This is a genomic window from Microbacterium petrolearium, from assembly GCF_054782875.1.
In genome coordinates this window covers 1-16704 of sequence record NZ_BAAGRQ010000006.1, presented here as the reverse complement: position 1 = coordinate 16704, position 16704 = coordinate 1, and the positions used below count along the sequence as shown (strand labels likewise).

At 72.9% G+C, this 16704-nt stretch carries 16 protein-coding genes and 1 tRNA gene; 9 read left to right on the top strand and 8 right to left on the bottom strand.

What is annotated here, in order from left to right; genetic code table 11:
• The first annotated feature begins 37 nt into the window (after positions 1-37).
• Positions 38-1720: an ATP-binding cassette domain-containing protein gene (locus tag ACYVJ0_RS06315; protein ID WP_460816732.1), complete on the top strand. Its 1683-nt coding sequence runs from the start codon at positions 38-40 to the stop codon at positions 1718-1720.
• Positions 1717-3423, top strand: a complete 1707-nt coding sequence (locus ACYVJ0_RS06310; protein ID WP_460816731.1) for an ATP-binding cassette domain-containing protein — start codon at positions 1717-1719, stop codon at positions 3421-3423. Before ACYVJ0_RS06315 ends, ACYVJ0_RS06310 begins: the two co-directional genes overlap by 4 nt.
• Positions 3424-3436: 13 nt before the next feature.
• Here ACYVJ0_RS06310 and ACYVJ0_RS06305 read toward each other — a convergent pair whose 3' ends face one another.
• Both ACYVJ0_RS06305 and ACYVJ0_RS06300 read right to left on the bottom strand, forming a co-directional pair.
• The gene (locus ACYVJ0_RS06305; RefSeq protein ID WP_460816729.1) at positions 3437-5224 is read right to left on the bottom strand and encodes an ABC-F family ATP-binding cassette domain-containing protein; all 1788 of its coding nucleotides are present in this window, start codon (positions 5222-5224) and stop codon (positions 3437-3439) included.
• Positions 5225-5360: 136 nt separating this feature from the next.
• Positions 5361-5861, bottom strand: a complete 501-nt coding sequence (locus tag ACYVJ0_RS06300; RefSeq protein WP_460816727.1) for a MarR family winged helix-turn-helix transcriptional regulator — start codon at positions 5859-5861, stop codon at positions 5361-5363.
• Between the two features lie 52 nt (positions 5862-5913).
• Here ACYVJ0_RS06300 and ACYVJ0_RS06295 point away from each other — a divergent pair.
• The 3 genes from ACYVJ0_RS06295 to ACYVJ0_RS06285 all read left to right on the top strand — a co-directional run bounded on the left by ACYVJ0_RS06295 (position 5914) and on the right by ACYVJ0_RS06285 (position 8456).
• Positions 5914-5985 (top strand) — tRNA-Gln (locus ACYVJ0_RS06295).
• 1 nt (position 5986) lies between these two features.
• Entirely contained in the window at positions 5987-7447 is a 1461-nt protein-coding gene (glmU, locus tag ACYVJ0_RS06290) for a bifunctional UDP-N-acetylglucosamine diphosphorylase/glucosamine-1-phosphate N-acetyltransferase GlmU (RefSeq protein ID WP_460816726.1), read from the top strand.
• On the top strand, positions 7422-8456 hold the full coding sequence (locus tag ACYVJ0_RS06285) for a ribose-phosphate diphosphokinase (protein WP_449853617.1): 1035 nt from the start codon (positions 7422-7424) through the stop codon (positions 8454-8456). The genes glmU and ACYVJ0_RS06285 overlap by 26 nt, the downstream gene beginning before the upstream one ends.
• Before the next feature lie 37 nt (positions 8457-8493).
• On the opposite strand, the gene ACYVJ0_RS06280 is transcribed toward ACYVJ0_RS06285, so the two are convergent.
• The 4 genes from ACYVJ0_RS06280 to ACYVJ0_RS06265 all read right to left on the bottom strand — a co-directional run bounded on the left by ACYVJ0_RS06280 (position 8494) and on the right by ACYVJ0_RS06265 (position 11463).
• Complete coding sequence (locus ACYVJ0_RS06280) at positions 8494-10032, bottom strand: sensor histidine kinase (protein ID WP_460816724.1); 1539 nt, start codon at positions 10030-10032, stop codon at positions 8494-8496.
• A complete protein-coding gene (locus tag ACYVJ0_RS06275) occupies positions 10029-10754 on the bottom strand; it encodes a response regulator transcription factor (protein ID WP_449853615.1) in 726 nt (241 codons plus the stop codon). The genes ACYVJ0_RS06280 and ACYVJ0_RS06275 overlap by 4 nt, the downstream gene beginning before the upstream one ends.
• A 72-nt stretch (positions 10755-10826) precedes the next feature.
• Positions 10827-11264 (bottom strand): hypothetical protein, encoded by a 438-nt coding sequence (locus ACYVJ0_RS06270; RefSeq protein WP_449853614.1) that lies wholly within the window; start codon positions 11262-11264, stop codon positions 10827-10829.
• Entirely contained in the window at positions 11251-11463 is a 213-nt protein-coding gene (locus tag ACYVJ0_RS06265; protein WP_449853613.1) for a helix-turn-helix transcriptional regulator, read from the bottom strand. Before ACYVJ0_RS06265 ends, ACYVJ0_RS06270 begins: the two co-directional genes overlap by 14 nt.
• Positions 11464-11549: 86 nt before the next feature.
• On the opposite strand from ACYVJ0_RS06265, the gene ACYVJ0_RS06260 reads away from it, so the two are divergent.
• Entirely contained in the window at positions 11550-12035 is a 486-nt protein-coding gene (locus tag ACYVJ0_RS06260) for a hypothetical protein (RefSeq protein WP_460816722.1), read from the top strand.
• A 65-nt stretch (positions 12036-12100) separates the two neighbouring features.
• Positions 12101-13420 (top strand): FAD-binding oxidoreductase, encoded by a 1320-nt coding sequence (locus ACYVJ0_RS06255; protein WP_460816721.1) that lies wholly within the window; start codon positions 12101-12103, stop codon positions 13418-13420.
• Between the two features lie 35 nt (positions 13421-13455).
• Here ACYVJ0_RS06255 and gndA read toward each other — a convergent pair whose 3' ends face one another.
• Complete coding sequence (gene gndA / locus ACYVJ0_RS06250) at positions 13456-14901, bottom strand: NADP-dependent phosphogluconate dehydrogenase (RefSeq protein WP_449853610.1); 1446 nt, start codon at positions 14899-14901, stop codon at positions 13456-13458.
• A 5-nt stretch (positions 14902-14906) separates the two neighbouring features.
• Positions 14907-15032 carry a hypothetical protein gene (locus ACYVJ0_RS06245; protein WP_449853609.1) on the bottom strand — a complete coding sequence of 42 codons (126 nt, stop codon included), beginning with the start codon at positions 15030-15032 and terminating at the stop codon, positions 14907-14909.
• A gap of 260 nt (positions 15033-15292) precedes the next feature.
• Here ACYVJ0_RS06245 and ACYVJ0_RS06240 point away from each other — a divergent pair, with 260 nt between their 5' ends.
• Both ACYVJ0_RS06240 and pth read left to right on the top strand, forming a co-directional pair.
• Positions 15293-15886, top strand: coding sequence for a 50S ribosomal protein L25/general stress protein Ctc (locus tag ACYVJ0_RS06240; protein WP_460816719.1), 594 nt, complete (start codon positions 15293-15295; stop codon positions 15884-15886).
• A gap of 71 nt (positions 15887-15957) precedes the next feature.
• A complete protein-coding gene (gene pth, locus ACYVJ0_RS06235) occupies positions 15958-16545 on the top strand; it encodes an aminoacyl-tRNA hydrolase (RefSeq protein ID WP_460816717.1) in 588 nt (195 codons plus the stop codon).
• Positions 16546-16704: the final 159 nt, after the last annotated feature.

The window sequence follows — 16704 nt, the reverse complement described above, 5'->3', positions numbered from 1 at the left end:
GATTCCCCAGCAACGCCGGTCATACGATCGAAGGGACATGTCTCACCCTCACGCCGGCGGACCCGCGCTGCCGCTGCCCGCCGCCGTGCGCGCCTCGACGCCGACCTGGGTGATGGGGGTCTCGGCCGGGATCGCGTGGGCCGGCGCGATCGCGACGGCGTTGCTGTTCGCGTGGCTCGGGCGGGTGCTCGACGGCGACGAGCCGGGCTGGGCCGTGCCCGTGGCGTGCGCGGCGGTCGCGGCCGTCTGCGCCGGAGCGGGGCCCTGGTTCTCGCAGTGGGCGGGATCGGAGGCCGAGGGGCGCCTGCGCCGGGCGGTCGTGGGCCGCGTGTTCGACCTCGGCGTGGCGGGCACCGCCGGCCGGTCGGGGCAGCTGCTCTCAGTCGCCACAGACGGCGTCGAGCGCACCGCGCACTACCGCGCGGGCTTCCTCGGGCCGATCCTCGGCGCGCTCACGACGCCGCTGATCGTGCTCGGCGTCATGGCGCTGACCGCGGACGCCGTGACGGCCGGCTGGCTGGCCCTGCTCATCCTGCTCGTGCCCGTGCTGATCGGCGGCTTCCGCCGGCTCGTCCGCCCGATCGGGGCGGCGTATCGGCGCACGCAGGGCCGACTGACGGCGGGGTTCCTGGAGGCGATCCAGGCGCTCGACACGCTCGTGTACGCCCGCGCGGCCGAGCGCGTCGCCGACGACCTCGCGGCGCGCGGCGAGGAGCACCGGCGCGGGCTCATGAGGATGCTCGCGGGCAACCAGCTGCTCATCCTCGTCGTCGATGCGGCCTTCTCGCTCACGGTGGTCGTCGCCGCCACCGTGATCGCGGCGACGCGTGCGGCCGACGGCGCGATCACGGCGGGCGCGGCCGTCGCGATCGTGCTCATGACCGTGCTCGTCATCGGGCCCGTCGACGTCATCGGCTCGTTCTTCTACATCGGCATCGGCGGCCGCGCCGCGCAGCAGCAGATCGCTGGCCACCTGTCTGGCGGGCCCCGGTCGTCGACCGGAGGGCGCGCAGCGCCCGGAGCGGAGACGGGCCGAGCGAGCGCAGCGAGCCGAGGCCAGGCCCCGCCCGGCTCGATCGTGCTCGAGGGCGTCACGGCGGGTTACCCCGGCGGCGAGCCCGTGCTGCGCGGCCTGTCTCTGCGCGTCGAGCCGGGGGAGCGGGTGGCACTCGTCGGCCCGAGCGGCATCGGCAAGTCCACGGTGTCGGCGCTCGTGCAGGCGCACCTGCGGCCCTCCGCCGGCACCGTGCTCGTGGACGGGCTCGACGCCTCGGCGACGCCGGGCGACGAGATCCGCGCGCGGCTCGCCGTCGTCGAACAGCGCCCGTTCCTGTTCCTCGGATCGATCGCCGAGAACCTGCGGCTGGCCGCTCCGAGCGCGCCGGACGAGCGCCTCTGGCACGCGCTGGAGGTCGCGGGCCTGCGCGCCGAGGTCGAGCGCATGCCCGGCGGGCTCGACACCCCCGTCGGCGAGCACGGCGCGCTGCTGTCGGGCGGGCAGGCGCAGCGCCTGGCGATCGCGCGCGCCGCGCTGCGGGACGCGCCGATCCTCGTGCTGGACGAGCCCACGTCGCAGGTCGATCTGGCGGGCGAGGCCGCGATCCTCGCCGCGCTCGATCGGCTCGCGGCGGGCCGCACCGTGCTCATGATCGCCCACCGTCCGGGCGCCATCCTCGCCGCCGACCGCGTGATCGCGCTCGGACCGGAGGCCGGCGCATGAACCGGATCGACCTGACCCGCTGGCTCATCGGCCACACCCGGCGCCTGCTCGCGCCGCTGGCGGCCTCGGTCGCGGCGCGCATCGCGAATCAGCTCCTCGGCGTCGCGCTGCTCGCCCTCGCGGCCACCGCGGTGGTGCGGGCGGCGAGTGGGGCGCCGTTCGAGACCCTGCCGCTCGTGCTCGGCCTCGTGGGGATCGCGCTGGCGAAGGCGCTGCTGCGCTACCTCGAGCACTACGCGGGCCACTGGGTGGCGTTCACGGCGCTGCAGCGGCTGCGCGAGCTGCTCTTCGCGCGTCTCATCCCGCAGGCGCCCGCCGCCACGCAGGGCCGCGCGGGCGCGGAGCTGACCGAGCGCGCCACGCGCGACATCGACCGCGTCGAGGTGTTCTTCGCCCACACGCTGCCCCCGGCCGTGTCGGCCGTGGTCGTGCCGGCCGCCGCCCTCGCGTGGCTCGCCGTGGTCGTGGACGCGCGCCTCGCCCTGACGCTGGTGCCGTTCGTGCTCGGCGCGCTGCTCATCCCGCTCGCCGCGGGCTCGGCGACGTGGCGCGCGGCGCGCGGTGTCGCGGCGGCGCGGGGCGCGATCGCCTCCCGCGCGGGCGACGACATCCAGGGCGTGCGCGAGGTGCTCGACCTCGGCGCCGCTCCCGCGCGGCTGCGCGAGCTGGAGCAGGCGGATCGCGCGCTGGCGGCGGCCCGCTCGACGTCCGGCCGCGTGCAGGCCGTGCGAGGCGGCGCGGCCGGTGCGCTGCAGGGGCTCGGCGGCGCGGCCACGGCGGCGGCCGCCGCCGCGGCGGGCCTGCCGACCGAGGCGGTCGCCGTGGCACTCGCCGTCGCGGTCGCGCTGTGGGGACCCGCCCGCGGCATCGACGAGTTCGCCACGAGCCTCGATGCGTCGTTCGCCGCCGCCGAGCGCGTGCGCCGGATCGTCGACGGCGAGCCGGCCGTGCGCGAGCCCGCCGCGCCCGGGCCGGCACCGGTCGACGCCTCGGTCGAGCTGCGCGACGTCACGGCCCGCTACGGCGGCGGCGCGGCGGCGCTCGACGCCGTCTCCGCCCGGTTCCCGGCGGGGGAGTGGAGCATCGTGGCGGGCGTGTCCGGCAGCGGCAAGTCCACCCTCGCGTCGCTGCTGCCGCGCGGCCGCGACGTCGCGTCCGGCGCCGTGCTCCTGGGCGGCGCGGACGTGCGGGGCATCCCGCTCGACGAGCTGCGCCGTCGGGTCGCCCTCGTCTCCCAGCGCCCCACGATGCTGAGCGGCACGATCGCCGAGAACCTGCGCCTCGCCGCGCCCGATGCCGCCGAGGAACGGCTGCGCGAGGCCCTCGCCGACGCCGCGCTGGACGAGTGGGTCGACGCGCTGCCCGGCGGCCTCGACACCCCGGTGCGCGAGCGCGGCACGTCGATCTCGGGCGGCCAGCTGCAGCGCCTCGCCCTCGCGCGCGCCCTCGCCGCCGATCCCGAGGTGCTCGTGCTGGACGAGGCGCTCAGCCAGCTCGACGGCGCCACGGCCGCCCGCGTGCGCGACCGCCTGCGCGCGCGGCGCCCGGGGCTCTCGGTGATCGAGATCACGCACCGCGTCGACCTCGTGCCCGACGACGCGCGCGTGCTCGTGCTCGACGCGGGCCGCGCGGTCGACGCCGGCATCGCGGGCGACCTGCGGGCCGCCGGCGGACCGTTCGCGCGCCTCGAGGCGCGGGTCTGATCGGCGCGGCGGCTCAGCCGTCGAGCTGCTCGCCCAGCTCCAGCCAGCGCTCCTCGAGCTCGGCGACCTCGGCCTCACGGGCGCGCAGCTCGGCGCCGAGCGCGGCGAGGCCGTCGTAGTCGCCGGGATCGTGCGCGGCCATGTCGGCGTGGATCCGCTCGATGCCCGCCTGCAGGTTCTGCAGCTTGCGGTCGATCGACGCCAGCTCCTTCTCGGCCGCCCGGCGCTCGGCGCCCGACAGGCCCGGCGCCGGCGCGGCCGGCGCGGGGGAGGGGGCGCTCGCCCGCGCCGATCCGGTGTCCTGGCGGCGCAGGCGCAGGTACTCGTCCACGCCGCCCGGCAGGTGCCGCAGCCGGCCGTCGAGCACGGCGTACTGCTGGTCGGTGACGCGCTCGAGCAGGTACCGGTCGTGCGAGACGACGAGCAGCGTGCCCGGCCACGAGTCGAGCAGGTCCTCCATCGCGGCGAGCATGTCGGTGTCGAGGTCGTTGCTCGGCTCGTCCAGGATGAGCACGTTCGGCTCGTTCAGCAGCACGAGCAGCAGCTGCAGGCGGCGCTTCTGGCCGCCCGAGAGGTCGCGCACGGGCGTGGACAGCTCCGACGAGCGGAAGCCGAGCCGCTCGAGCAGCTGGGCCGGCGTCATCTCCTTGCCGCCCGAGACGTAGGTGGACCGCTGCTCGGCCAGGATCTCGCGCACGCGGCGGTCCCTCACGGGGTCGAGCTCGGCCAGGCGCTGATCGAGGTACGCCACGCGCACGGTCTTGCCGCGCTTCACGCGGCCGCTCGTCGGCTCCACCGTGCCGGCGACGAGGCCGAGCAGCGTCGACTTGCCCGCGCCGTTCGGGCCGAGGATGCCCGTGCGCTCGCCGGGCGCGATCCGCCACTCCACGTCGCGCAGCACCTCCCGGCCGTCGAAGGCGACGCCCGCGTCGAGGAGGTCGACGACGTCCTTGCCGAGCCGCGCCGTGGCCAGCTGTGCCAGCTGCACCGAGTCGCGCACGGGTGGCTCGTCCTCGATCAGCTGATTGGCCGCCTCGATCCGGAACTTCGGCTTCGACGTGCGGGCCGGCGCGCCCCGGCGCAGCCACGCGAGCTCCTTGCGCATGAGGTTCTGGCGCTTCTCCTCGGCGACCGCGGCCTGCCGCTGGCGTTCCACGCGCTGCAGCACGTAGGCGGCGTACCCGCCCTCGAACGGATCCACGATCCCGTCGTGGACCTCCCACATGCGGGTGCAGACCGCGTCGAGGAACCACCGGTCGTGGGTCACCAGCAGCAGCGCGCCCTGGTTGGCCGCCCAGCGGGTGCGCAGGTGCTCGGCCAGCCACGCGATGCCCTCGACGTCGAGGTGGTTGGTGGGCTCGTCGAGCGCGACGACGTCCCACTCCTGCACGAGCAGCCGCGCGAGCGCGACGCGGCGGCGCTGGCCGCCCGAGAGCGTGGACACGTCGGCCTCGAGATCGAGGTCGCGCGTGAGGCCCGACAGGATGTCGCGGATGCGCGCGTCGCCGCGCCACTCGTGCTCGGGCGCGTCGCCCACGATGGCGTGGCGCACCGAATCGCTCTCGGTGAGCTCGTCGGTCTGTGCGAGCATGCCCACGCGCAGGCCGCCGCGGCGCGTGACGCGGCCGTCGTCCGGCTCCATCCGTCCCGTGAGGATGCGCATGAGGGTGGACTTGCCGTCGCCGTTGCGTCCGACGATGCCCACCCGGTCGCCGTCCGCGATCCCCACCGTGACGCCGTCGAGGATCACCTTCGCGGGGAACTCGATGCGCAGGTTCTCGCCGCCCAGGAGATGTGCCATCGCATCCAGCCTAAGCGGCCCGCCCGCGCCCGCCGTCCGTCCCCGTGAGAATCCATCTCCGCGCCGAGAATCCGTGGACGCAAGGATTCTCGGCGCAAGGGTGGATTCTCGCGGATCAAGGAGAACGCAGACGGCCTCAGGCGCCGGACTCGAAGCCGAGGCTGAGGTGGCGCAGCAGCGCCGCCAGGCGCGTGCGCTCGGCGGCCGAGAGCGTGCGCAGCAGCTCGGCCTCGGCATCCATGAGCCGCGTGATCGCCGCATCGACCCGGATCCGGCCCTGCTCCGACAGCGTGACGAGGATGCTGCGACCGTCCCCGGGATCGGCCTCGCGGTGGACGAGTCCGCGCTGGACGAGCTTGTCGATCCGGTTGGTCATGGTGCCGCTCGAGACGAGGGTCTGCTGCAGCAGCTGCTTGGGGCTGAGCTGGTACGGCTCGCCCGCGCGGCGGAGCGCCGAGAGCACGTCCCACTCCCAGGGCTCGATGTCGGTCCGGTCGAACGCATCGCGGCGCGCGCGATCCAGGTGCCGCGACAGGCGGTCGACGCGCGAGAGCACCTCCATGGGCGAGAAGTCGAGGTCGGGTCGCTGCGTGCGCCACGCGCCGACGATCCGGTCGACCTCATCCACCTCGCCCATCCGGTCATTATGACCCGTGAGAGACTGTTGCCGCGGTCCGCGCGGCCGCGGGTCCGCCATGGTGTAACGGCAGCACGACAGCCTTTGGAGCTGTGAGGACCAGGTTCGAATCCTGGTGGCGGAGCATGAACTACGAGAATCTGGCGATCGTCGTGCTGGCCGCGGGGCAGGGCACGCGCATGAAGTCGCGGACCCCGAAGGTGCTCCACCGGATCGGGGGCAGGCCCCTCGTCGGGCACGTGCTGCATACCGCCGAGGCCCTCGGCGCGCAGTTGATCGAGGTGGTCGTGCGCCACGAGCGCGACCTCGTCGTCGAGGCCGTGTCGTCGCACCCGGGCGTCGCCGTCGTCGACCAGGACGACGTGCCCGGAACGGGTCGCGCCGTGCAGCTGGCGGTCGACGCGCTGCCGGCCGACTTCGACGGCGACGTGCTCGTGCTCTCGGGTGACGTGCCGCTGCTCGACGCCGAGGCGCTGTCGGCCCTCATCGCCGAGCACCGCACCGCGCAGGCGGAGGCCACGGTGCTGAGCGCGCTGCTCGACGACGCCACCGGGTACGGCCGGATCGTGCGCGGGGCCGACGGCACCGTCGAGCGGATCGTGGAGCACAAGGACGCCGGCGACGACGAGCGCGCCATCGGCGAGATCAACGCCGGCGTGTACGTCTTCCGCGCCGCGGGTCTGCGCGAGAGCCTGCCGCTGCTGAGCGCCGACAACGCGCAGCGCGAGCTGTACCTCACCGACGTCGTGCGCCTGCTGCGCGAGGCCGGTCGCAGCGTCGCCGCGAGTGTCGCGGCGGACGCGCGCGTCGCGCTGGGCGTGAACGACCGCGCCCAGCTGTCGGAGGCGGCCCGGATCCTGAACGAGCGGATCGTGCGGCGCTGGCAGCTGGACGGCGTCACGATCCAGGACCCGGCGACGACGTGGATCGACGACACCGTCACGCTCGCGCAGGACGTCACGATCCTGCCGAACACGCATCTGCTCGGGGCGACGACCGTGGCCGAGGGCGCCACGATCGGCCCCGACACGTCGCTGGCCGACTGCGAGGTGGGCGAGGACGCGGTCATCCGCCGCTCCGACGCCACACTCGCCGTCTTCGGGCCGCGCAGCACCGTCGGGCCGTTCGCCTACGTGCGCGCGGGCACGACGCTCGGCGAGGGCGGCAAGATCGGCACCTTCGTGGAGAGCAAGAACTCGCAGATCGGCGACGGCAGCAAGGTGCCGCACCTGTCGTACGTGGGTGACGCGACCATCGGGCGGCACGTGAACCTGGGCGCCAGCACCATCACCGCCAACTACGACGACGTGAACAAGCACCGCACGATCATCGAGGACCACGTGCACACCGGCACGCACAACGACCTGGTCGCCCCCGTTAGACTGGGCGTCGGCGCCAAGACGGGCTCCGGGGCGGTCATTCGCAAGGATGTCCCGGCCGGTGCGCTCGGGCTCAGCGTGGCACCTCAGCGCAACGTCGCGGGGTGGGTCGAGAAGAACAGAGCGGGCACCGCCGCGGCAGACGCCGCGCGGCAGGCCCGCGAAGCAGAAGAGGCGGCCGGTGGCTCAGAAGCAGAAGAAGGTTGAACTCGACCGCGAGCGGGGCATCGCCCCGGGCGTCGTCGCGAAGACGAAGAAGCGTCTCGTGGTGGTGACCGGCCGCTCGCATCCCGAGCTCGCGCAGGCCGTCGCGGCGCAGTTGGGCATCCAGGTCGCCCCGACCGAGCACCGCACCTTCGCCTCCGGTGAGATCTACACGCGCTTCGAGGTGTCGATGCGCGGCAGCGACGTGTTCCTCATCCAGTCGTTCGGCGCGAACGTGAACGAGGATCTCATGGAGATGCTCATCATGCTCGACGCGCTCAAGCGCGCCTCGGCCAAGCGCGTCACGGTCGTGCTGCCGTACTACCCGTATTCGCGCCAGGACAAGAAGGGGCGCGGCCGCGAGCCGATCTCGGCGCGCCTGGTCACCGATCTCATCGCCACGGCGGGCGCCGACCGGATCATGAGCGTCGACCTGCACGCCTCGCAGATCCAGGGCTTCTTCGACGGTCCCGTCGACCACCTGTTCGCCAAGCCCGTGCTGCTCAGCCACTTCCGCGAGACGATCACCGACGAGGAGCGCGAGACGCTCACGGTGGTCTCGCCCGACATGGGCCGCGTGCGCGTGGCCGACCAGTGGTCGGACTCGCTGAACGCGCCGCTGGCGATCATCCACAAGCGCCGCGACCCGAAGGTCGCCAACCAGGTGACCGTGCACGAGATCGTCGGCGAGGTCGCGGGCCGCACCTGCCTGCTCGTCGACGACATGATCGACACGGCCGGCACCATCGTGAAGGCCGCGCAGGCACTGAAGGAGAACGGCGCCCGCAAGGTGATCGTCGGCGCCACGCACGCGATCTTCAGCGACCCCGCCTCCGAGCGTCTGCAGGACGACGCGATCGACCGAGTGGTCGTGACCGACACCGTGCCGGTGCCCGAGGAGCGCCGCTTCGAGAAGCTCACGGTGCTCTCGAGCGCCCCGCTGCTGGCCCGCGCCATCCGCGAGGTCTTCGACGACGGCTCGGTCACGAGCATGTTCGACGGCGCGGCGTAGTCCTTCCTTTCGCCCCCGGCTCGTGCGCTCGGTCGGCTCAGGCCGGCCGGGCGGGCAGACGCACCTCGAAGGTCGTGTCGCCCGGCTCGCTGCGCACCGTGATGGTGCCGTGGTGGGCCTCGACGATGGCCTTCGCGATCGCGAGTCCCAGGCCCGTGCCGCCCGTCTTGCGGGCGCGGGAGACGTCGCCGCGGGCGAAGCGCGCGAACAGCTCCTTCTGCAGCGCGGGGTCGATGCCGGGGCCATCGTCGTGCACCTGCAGCACGGCGCGGGTCGCGCCTCCGCTGCCCTCGCGGGCGATGCGCAGCGTGACCGCGGTTCCCGCCGGCGTGTGGGTGCGGGCGTTGGCGAGCAGGTTCAGGACGACCTGGCTCAGCCGGGCGGCATCGCCCGCGACGACGACAGGATCGTCGGGCACCTCCGCCTGCCACTCGTGGTCGGGCGCGGCCACCTGCTGATCCGCGAGCGCCTCCACCGCCACCTGTGTGAGATCCACGGCCCCCACGACGATCTCGGTGCCCTCGTCGAGCCGCGCCAGCAGCAGCAGATCCTCGACGAGGCTCGTCATGCGGATCGACTGCGCCTGGATGCGCTCGAGCGATTGCCCGGTCGTGTCCGACAGCGCCGGATCGCGCAGCGACAGCTCGGAGTAGCCCCGGATCGACGCCAGCGGCGTGCGCAGCTCGTGGCTCGCGTCGGCGACGAAGCGCCGCATCCGCTCCTCGTTGCGCTGGCGCTCGTCGAGCGAGGAGTCGACGTGATCGAGCAGCGTGTTGAGCGCGGCGCCGACCTGCCCGATCTCCGTGCGGGGGTCGGCCTGGTCCGCCGGCACGCGCTCGTCGATCGAGACGGCGCCGGCGTGCAGGGGGAGGCGGGCGACGCGGGTGGCGGTGTCGGCGACGGCGCGCAGGGGACGCAGTCCGCGGTGGATGACGGCGGTGACGGCCGCGCCGAGCACGAGCAGGCCGCCCGCCGTGACGAACGCGATCGTCGAGAGCATCTGCCCCACGGTGGCCCGCACGCCGGAGGTGGACACGCCGATCAGGTAGACGCCGCCGGGCACCTGGCCGGAGGCGATCCGGAACTCGCCCTCCCCGGCGATCGTGACCGTGGTCGCGGTCTCGCTGCGCGTGCTCCGGGCGTCGGCGAGCTGAGCCGTGCTGAGGCCCGTCACGCGCGGGCCCTCGCTGATCGCCCCGGAGATCGTCCCGTTCGTCGTGGAGAGCACGATGAGGATCGTGCCGGGGAAGGTGCGCGCACTGGCGAGCTGCGAGGCGGCGTCCTGCCCCGGTGAGACCCACGACGACGCGCTGTCGGCGAGCGACTCGACCTGCTGCGAGAGCGACGACTCGAGCACGCGGCCGAGCACGAGGCTCATGACGGCCGAGACGACGACGAGGATCAGCGCCACGATCGTGAAGACCGTGAGCATGAGCTTGGTCTGGAACGACATCGGCGCCCGCCCGGACGAGACGGTGCCGGTCGCCGGAGCGTCGGCGCCGTGGAGCGCGGCGTCGCCGGGCCGCGGGGGGCCGGGCGGTGCCCCCGCCCGGGTGTCGTCGGCCGCTTCGGTCACTGCGGCGCCTTGATCATGTAGCCGGCGCCGCGGATCGTGTGGATCAGCGGCTCGCGCCCGGCGTCGATCTTCTTGCGCAGGTACGAGATGTACAGCTCGACGACGCTCGACTTGCCGCCGAAGTCGTACTGCCACACCCGATCGAGGATCTGCGCCTTCGAGAGCACGCGGCGCGGGTTGCGCATGAGGTAGCGCAGCAGCTCGAACTCCGTGGCGGTCAGCTCGATGGGCTCGCCGCCGCGCTCAACCTCGTGGCTGTCCTCGTTGAGCGTGAGGTCGGCGACGCGCAGGATCGGCTCGGCGTCCGCCGTCTGCACCCCGGCGCGCCGCATCAGCGCGCGCAGCCGCGCCACGACCTCCTCCAGGCTGAACGGCTTGGTCACGTAGTCGTCGCCGCCCGCCGTCAGCCCGGCCACCCGGTCGGCGACGGCGTCCTTGGCCGTGAGGAACAGGATCGGCACGTCGTCGCCCGCCTGGCGCAGTCGCTGCATCACGGCCAGTCCGTCGAGGTCGGGCATCATGATGTCGAGCACGATCGCGTCGGGCTCGAACTCGCGGGCGGCCTGCAGCGCGTCGAACCCGCTGGAGGCGGCGCGCACGTCCCAGCCCTCCATCTTCAGCGCCATCGAGAGCAGGTCGGTGAGCATCTGCTCGTCGTCGACGACGAGCACGCGGACGGGCGAGCCGTCGGCGCGGGTGAGGGCGGGCTGCGGGGTCGTCATGGCACCCATTCTGCGCCCGCACCTATGGGTTTCCTATGGTGCCGCCTATGCCCCCGCTGTGAACCCCCGCGCTCAGCCGCGGCGGACGAAGTACCAGTTCGCGACGAGCCAGACGATCGCCAGGAACAGGAGTACCGCGGCGCTCATCAGCGAGAACAGCGGATCGTCGACGATGATCGCGACGACGAACTGCGCCATCGACGCGAGGAGCGCGGCGACGCCGACCGTGGCGAGCGCCTTGCCGGCCGCGGCGCGATCGCGCTCGTCCGCGAACTCGAGCGCGTTCACGCGCTCCAGGTCGCCCGATCCGCGCCGCCGCGCGAAGGCCGATGCGAGGGCGCCGAGCACGGCGGCCACGATCAGGATGACGCCGGGCCCGATCCTGTCGACCACGATGAGCCAGACGCCGAACAGCGTCATCGCGCCGTAGATCACGGTGTTGAGGATCGAGATGGGCCACCGGCGGCGTCCGCGTGCCCGATCCCGCGATCCCTGCTCATCCATCGACATCGAAGACCTCCTCCACGGGCGCGCCGAAGTAGCGCGCCAGGTGCACCGCGAGCGTGAGCGACGGGTCGTACCGGCCCGTCTCGATCGCGTTGATCGTCTGCCGCGAGACGCCCAGCGCGTCGCCCAGCGCCTGCTGAGACAGCCCGCGTTCGCCGCGCAGCTCTCTGACCCTGCTTCGCACGTTCTCCTCGGAATCCATGTGTAAAGCCCACTTGACACTATCGAGATTGTCAAGCAAGCTTGTCATGTCAAGGTCACTTTACACCCCCATCGAGGAGAGATCCCATGTACGACGCGCTCGTCGCCTTCACCGACTCCCTGCCCGTCTGGGTGCAGTGGCTGGGCGTCATGCTCGTGTCCGCCATCCCGTTCGTCGAGTCGTACTTCGGCACGCTCATCGGCGTGCTGGCCGGCGTGCCGACCGTCGTCGCGGTGCTCGCCGCGATCGTCGGGAACGTCGTCTCGATGCTCGCCTTCGTCTTCGTCGGGGCGGGGGCGCGCCGGAAGGTGCTGGCCGGGCGCGCCGCGGGGGAGGGGGAGCCGGAGCTGTCGCCGCGCAAGCAGCGCTTCAAGAAGATGTTCGACCGCTTCGGCGTGCCGGGCGTCAGCCTGCTCGGCCAGACGCTGCTTCCCAGCCAGATCACCTCGGGCCTCATGGTCTCGTTCGGCGCCAGCCGCAATCAGGTGATCTTCTGGCAGATCGTCTCGATCATCCTGTGGGGCGTCGCCTTCGCCATTCTCGGCAACCTCGGGCTCGTCGCCCTGCGCTGAGCCGCGACGCATGCGGGGCCGGCCCCGTCGTTCGCGTGTCGGAGGTGGGCGCTACCGTTCGTGCCATGACCACGATCGACGACCTGCGCGCCGGGCTCGCCGGCACCGTGCTCACGGCGACCGACCCCGAGTGGGATGCGGCCCGCCTGTTCCACTCCGGCATCGGAGAGCCCGACCTCATCGTCCGCGCCGCCGACGTCGACGACGTCCGCGCCACCGTGGCGCATGCGGCCCGCGCCGGGCTGCCGGTGGCCGTGCGCGGCGGCGGCCACAGCGCGTGGGGTGCCGTGCCCGGCGGCGTGACGATCGACGTCTCCGCGCTGCGCGACGTCTCGGTCGACGGCACGCGCGTGAGCATCGGCGGCGGCGCCACGTGGGGCGAGGTGGCCGCCGCGCTCGCGCCGCACGGGCTCGGCATCAGCTCGGGCGACACCGCGTCGGTGGGCGTGGGCGGGCTGACCCTCGGCGGCGGCATCGGCTGGATGGTGCGCGCGTGGGGCCTGGCGGCCGACCAGCTCGTCGGCGCGCAGCTCGTCACGGCCTCCGGAGACGTGGTGGAGGTCTCGGACGAGACCGCGCCCGAGCTGATGTGGGCGCTGCGCGGCGGCGGCAACTTCGGCGTCGTCACCCGCTTCGACTTCGAGGCGCACCCGCTGCCGGGCGTCGTGTGGATCGAGCTCGCGCTCGCCGGCGACGCGCGGGAGACGCTGCGGGCCGTGCGCGACGTGATGCGCGGCGCGCCCCGCGAGCTCACCGTCACGTACATGGACGTCCCGGCGATGGATCCGAGCGCGCCTCCCGGTGCGTCGCTCACGGCGTGCTGGCTCGGCGACGAGAAGGCGGCGCGCGCGCTGCTCGCGCCGGTGCTCGCCTTGCCCGGCATCACGGAGGTCGCGTTCGGGCCGGTGTCGTACCCGGAGATCCTCGCCGACATGCCGCCCTTCGATCCCGAGCGCCCGGCGCCGGGCTTCGTCGGAGGCAACACGCTGCTCGCCGAGCTGGGCGACGACGCGATCGACCGGCTGGCGGCGTTCCGCGAGGCGCAGCCGGCATCGGTGCTGTTCCTCCGCTCGCTCGGCGGCGCCTACGGCGACGTCGCGCCGGAGGCCACGGCGTTCCCCGCCCGCGAGGCGGGGTGGTTCGCCATGGCGGGCGCCTTCGACGGGCCGCATCTCGACGACGCCGAGCGCGCCCGCGTCGAGGCGGACTGGGCCGCGATCGAGGCGCTCGGTCGTGGCGTCTACGGCAACTTCCTCAACGCGACGGAGCCGGAGCTCGTCGTCAAGGTCTACCCCGTCGAGACGATGTCGCGGCTGCGCCGCGTGAAGGCAGCGTGGGATCCGCAGAACGTCTCCCGCCGCAACCACAACGTCCGGCCCGCCTGAGCGGACCGGACGTCGGGGACGGGGTGGGGCCCGCGTCAGTGGGTGTCTTCCGCCTCGATCTCGGTGCGGTCGGCCGACCAGAGGGTGTGGAAGGTGCCGGGCTTGTCGATGCGCTTGTAGGTGTGCGCGCCGAAGAAGTCGCGCTGTCCCTGCACGAGCGCGGCCGGCAGGCGGTCGGCGCGGATGCCGTCGTAGTACGCCAGCGAGGACGAGAACGCGGGGGAGGGGATCCCTGCCTGCGCGGCGGAGACGACCACGCGCCGCCACGCGGCCTGCGCGCGGCCGAACACCTCGACGAAGTACGGCGCGGTCATGAGCACGGGCAGGTCAGGGGCCTCGGCGTAGGCGTCGCTGATGCGGTTGAGGAACTGGGCGCGGATGATGCAGCCGGCCCGCCAGATCTTCGCGATCGCGCCGAGGTCGATGTTCCACCCGTACTCGGCGGCTCCCGCGCGGATCTCGTCGAAGCCCTGCGAGTACGCGACGATCTTCGAGGCGAACAGCGCCAGGCGCACGTCCTCGATGAACGCGTCGACGTCGTCCACCCGGAAGCCTTCGTCGGGGCCGGGCAGGTCCGCGGCGGCTTCACGCTGCTCGGGGTGCGACGACAGGGACCGGGCGAACGTGGCCTCGGCGATGCCCGAGACCGGCACGCCCAGCGACAGCGCGGTCTGCACCGTCCACGCGCCCGTGCCCTTGGCGCCCGCCTGATCGAGGATCACGTCCACGAGCGGCTTGCCGGTTTCGGCGTCGACCTGGCGCAGCACCTCGGCGGTGATCTCGATGAGGTACGACTCCAGTTCGCCAGTGTTCCACTCGGCGAACACGTCCGCGATCTCGGCCGGGCTCTTGCCCGTGCCGCGGCGGATGAGGTCGTACGCCTCGGCGATCAGCTGCATGTCGGCGTACTCGATGCCGTTGTGCACCATCTTCACGAAGTGCCCGGCACCGTCGTGGCCCACGTGCGTCACGCACGGCTCGCCCTCCGCGACCGCGGCGATGGACTTCAGGATCGGGCCGAGCGTGACCCACGATTCGTCCGATCCGCCCGGCATGATCGAGGGGCCGTTCAGCGCGCCCTCCTCGCCGCCCGAGATGCCCGCGCCGACGAAGTTGATGCCCGTCTCGCGCACCGCCTTCTCGCGGCGGATCGTGTCGGTGAACAGCGCGTTGCCGCCGTCGACGATGATGTCGCCCGGCTCGAACACCTTCACGAGCTCCTCGATGACGGCGTCGGTCGGGCCGCCGGCCTTGACCATGATGATCGCCGTGCGCGGCTTCGACAGCGTCGCGGCGAACTCCTCGTAGCTGTACGCGGGCAGGAACCCGGCCTCGGGGTGCGCGGCGACGAGCTCGTCGGTCTTGGACCGGCTGCGGTTGTACACCGCCACCGTGTTGCCCTCGCGGCTGGCGAGGTTGCGCGCGAGGTTCGACCCCATCACGGCGAGTCCGACGACTCCGATGTTGGCTGCAGTGGTCATGGCGATCAGTCCTTGCGGTAGCCGGAGCGGCCGAGGGAGAAGAACGCGCCGACGATCGTGACGGCGGCGACGACGGACACGCCGCCGATGACCCAGGTGATGACGTGCGACCAAGCGGCAGCGTCGAGCATGCGGTGACTCCTTCGCGGAACGGACGCCCCGACCAGGGGCGCCCCCTCAGGCTATCGGCTCCGCGAGCGCGATTGCCGTTCCGGAGGCCGGTTCGGGTAGCATGGAGGCACCTCGGCGAGGGATCTTCGTGCGCGTGCGCTCCGGAGTCCGTGATCGACGCGGTGATGCGGGCCTCGTGGCTCTCCTCACGCGTCGCGTTCGAGTCGAGAAAGCAGACCACCACGGCCACCGCATCGCCGTGTGCATGAGGAGAACATCAATGTCCGAGAACGCCACCCTGACCGCCGAGACCCGCACCGAGTTCGGCAAGGGCTTCGCCCGCCGCCTGCGCGCCGCCGGCAAGATCCCCGCCGTCGTCTACGGCCACGGCGCCGAGCCGATCCACGTCGCGCTGCCGGGCCACGAGACGGCGCTGATCGTCCGCCAGGCCAACGCGCTCATCGACCTCACTGTCGACGGCACCCAGCACCTCGTCCTCGTGAAGGACGTGCAGCGCGACCCGGTGCGCCAGATCATCGAGCACGTCGACCTCATCGTCGTGCAGCAGGGCGAGAAGATCCAGGTCGACGTTCCGATCGTCATCACCGGCGAGACCTTCCCCGGCACGATCCACACGCTCGAGACGGCATCGCTGACCGTCGAGGTGGAGGCCACGCACATCCCGGAGCACATCGAGGTCTCGGTCGAGGGTCTCGAGGACGGTTCGCACATCACGGCCGCCGACGTCACGCTGCCGCAGGGCGCCAGCCTCGCGACCGACGGCGAGACGCTCGTCGTCGGCGTCTCGACGCCGCGCGGCGAGGTCGCCGACGAGGCCGAGGCGGCCGAGGGCGCTGAGGAGTCGGGCGAGTAATTCCGATCCTGCCGGAAGGGGGTGCGACGATTCTGTCGCACCCCCTTCCGCTGTCCACTGGAGGATGACGCATGGCCGAGACGTGGCTGGTCGTCGGGCTCGGCAACCCCGGCCCGCGCTATGAGCTGACCCGGCACAACGTCGGCCAGCTCGTCGTCGACGAGCTCGCCGACCGCATGAGCGCGTCGTTCACGCAGCAGAGGCAGGCGAACGCGCGCGTGGCGGAGGGGCGCCTGCGCATCGGCGGTCCCAAGCTCATCGCGGCCAAGCCGAACTCGTTCATGAACGTGTCGGGCGGGCCCGTCTCGTCGCTCGCGAAGTTCTTCAAGATCGATCCGGATCGGGTCATCGTCGTCCACGACGAGCTCGACATCCCCTTCGACACCATCCGCCTGAAGTCCGGCGGCGGGCACGGCGGCCACAACGGCGTGCGCGATGTGGCGAAGGCCCTGGGCACGCCGGACTTCGCCCGGGTGCGGGTGGGCATCGGTCGCCCGCCCGGCCGGCAGGATCCCGCGGACTGGGTGCTCGATCCCTTCGGCGTCGCCGAGCGCAAGACGCTGCCGATCCTCATCGCCGATGCCGCCGATGCCGTGGAGCTGATCGTGGAGCAGGGCCTCGTCGCGGCCCAGCAGAAGGTCCACGCCCCCAAGCCCTGATGCGACGGCGGGGGTGTTGCGGTGGTCGCTTCATCTCCGCGGCTTCGCCGCTGAAGTTCAGCAACCGTGGGGCGCGACCACGCAGCAGCCGCCGCGCAACCGGTCACTGTGCGAGCGAAGCGAGCGTGCGGCCGCCAATGCGGCCGCCCCCGCGGCGCG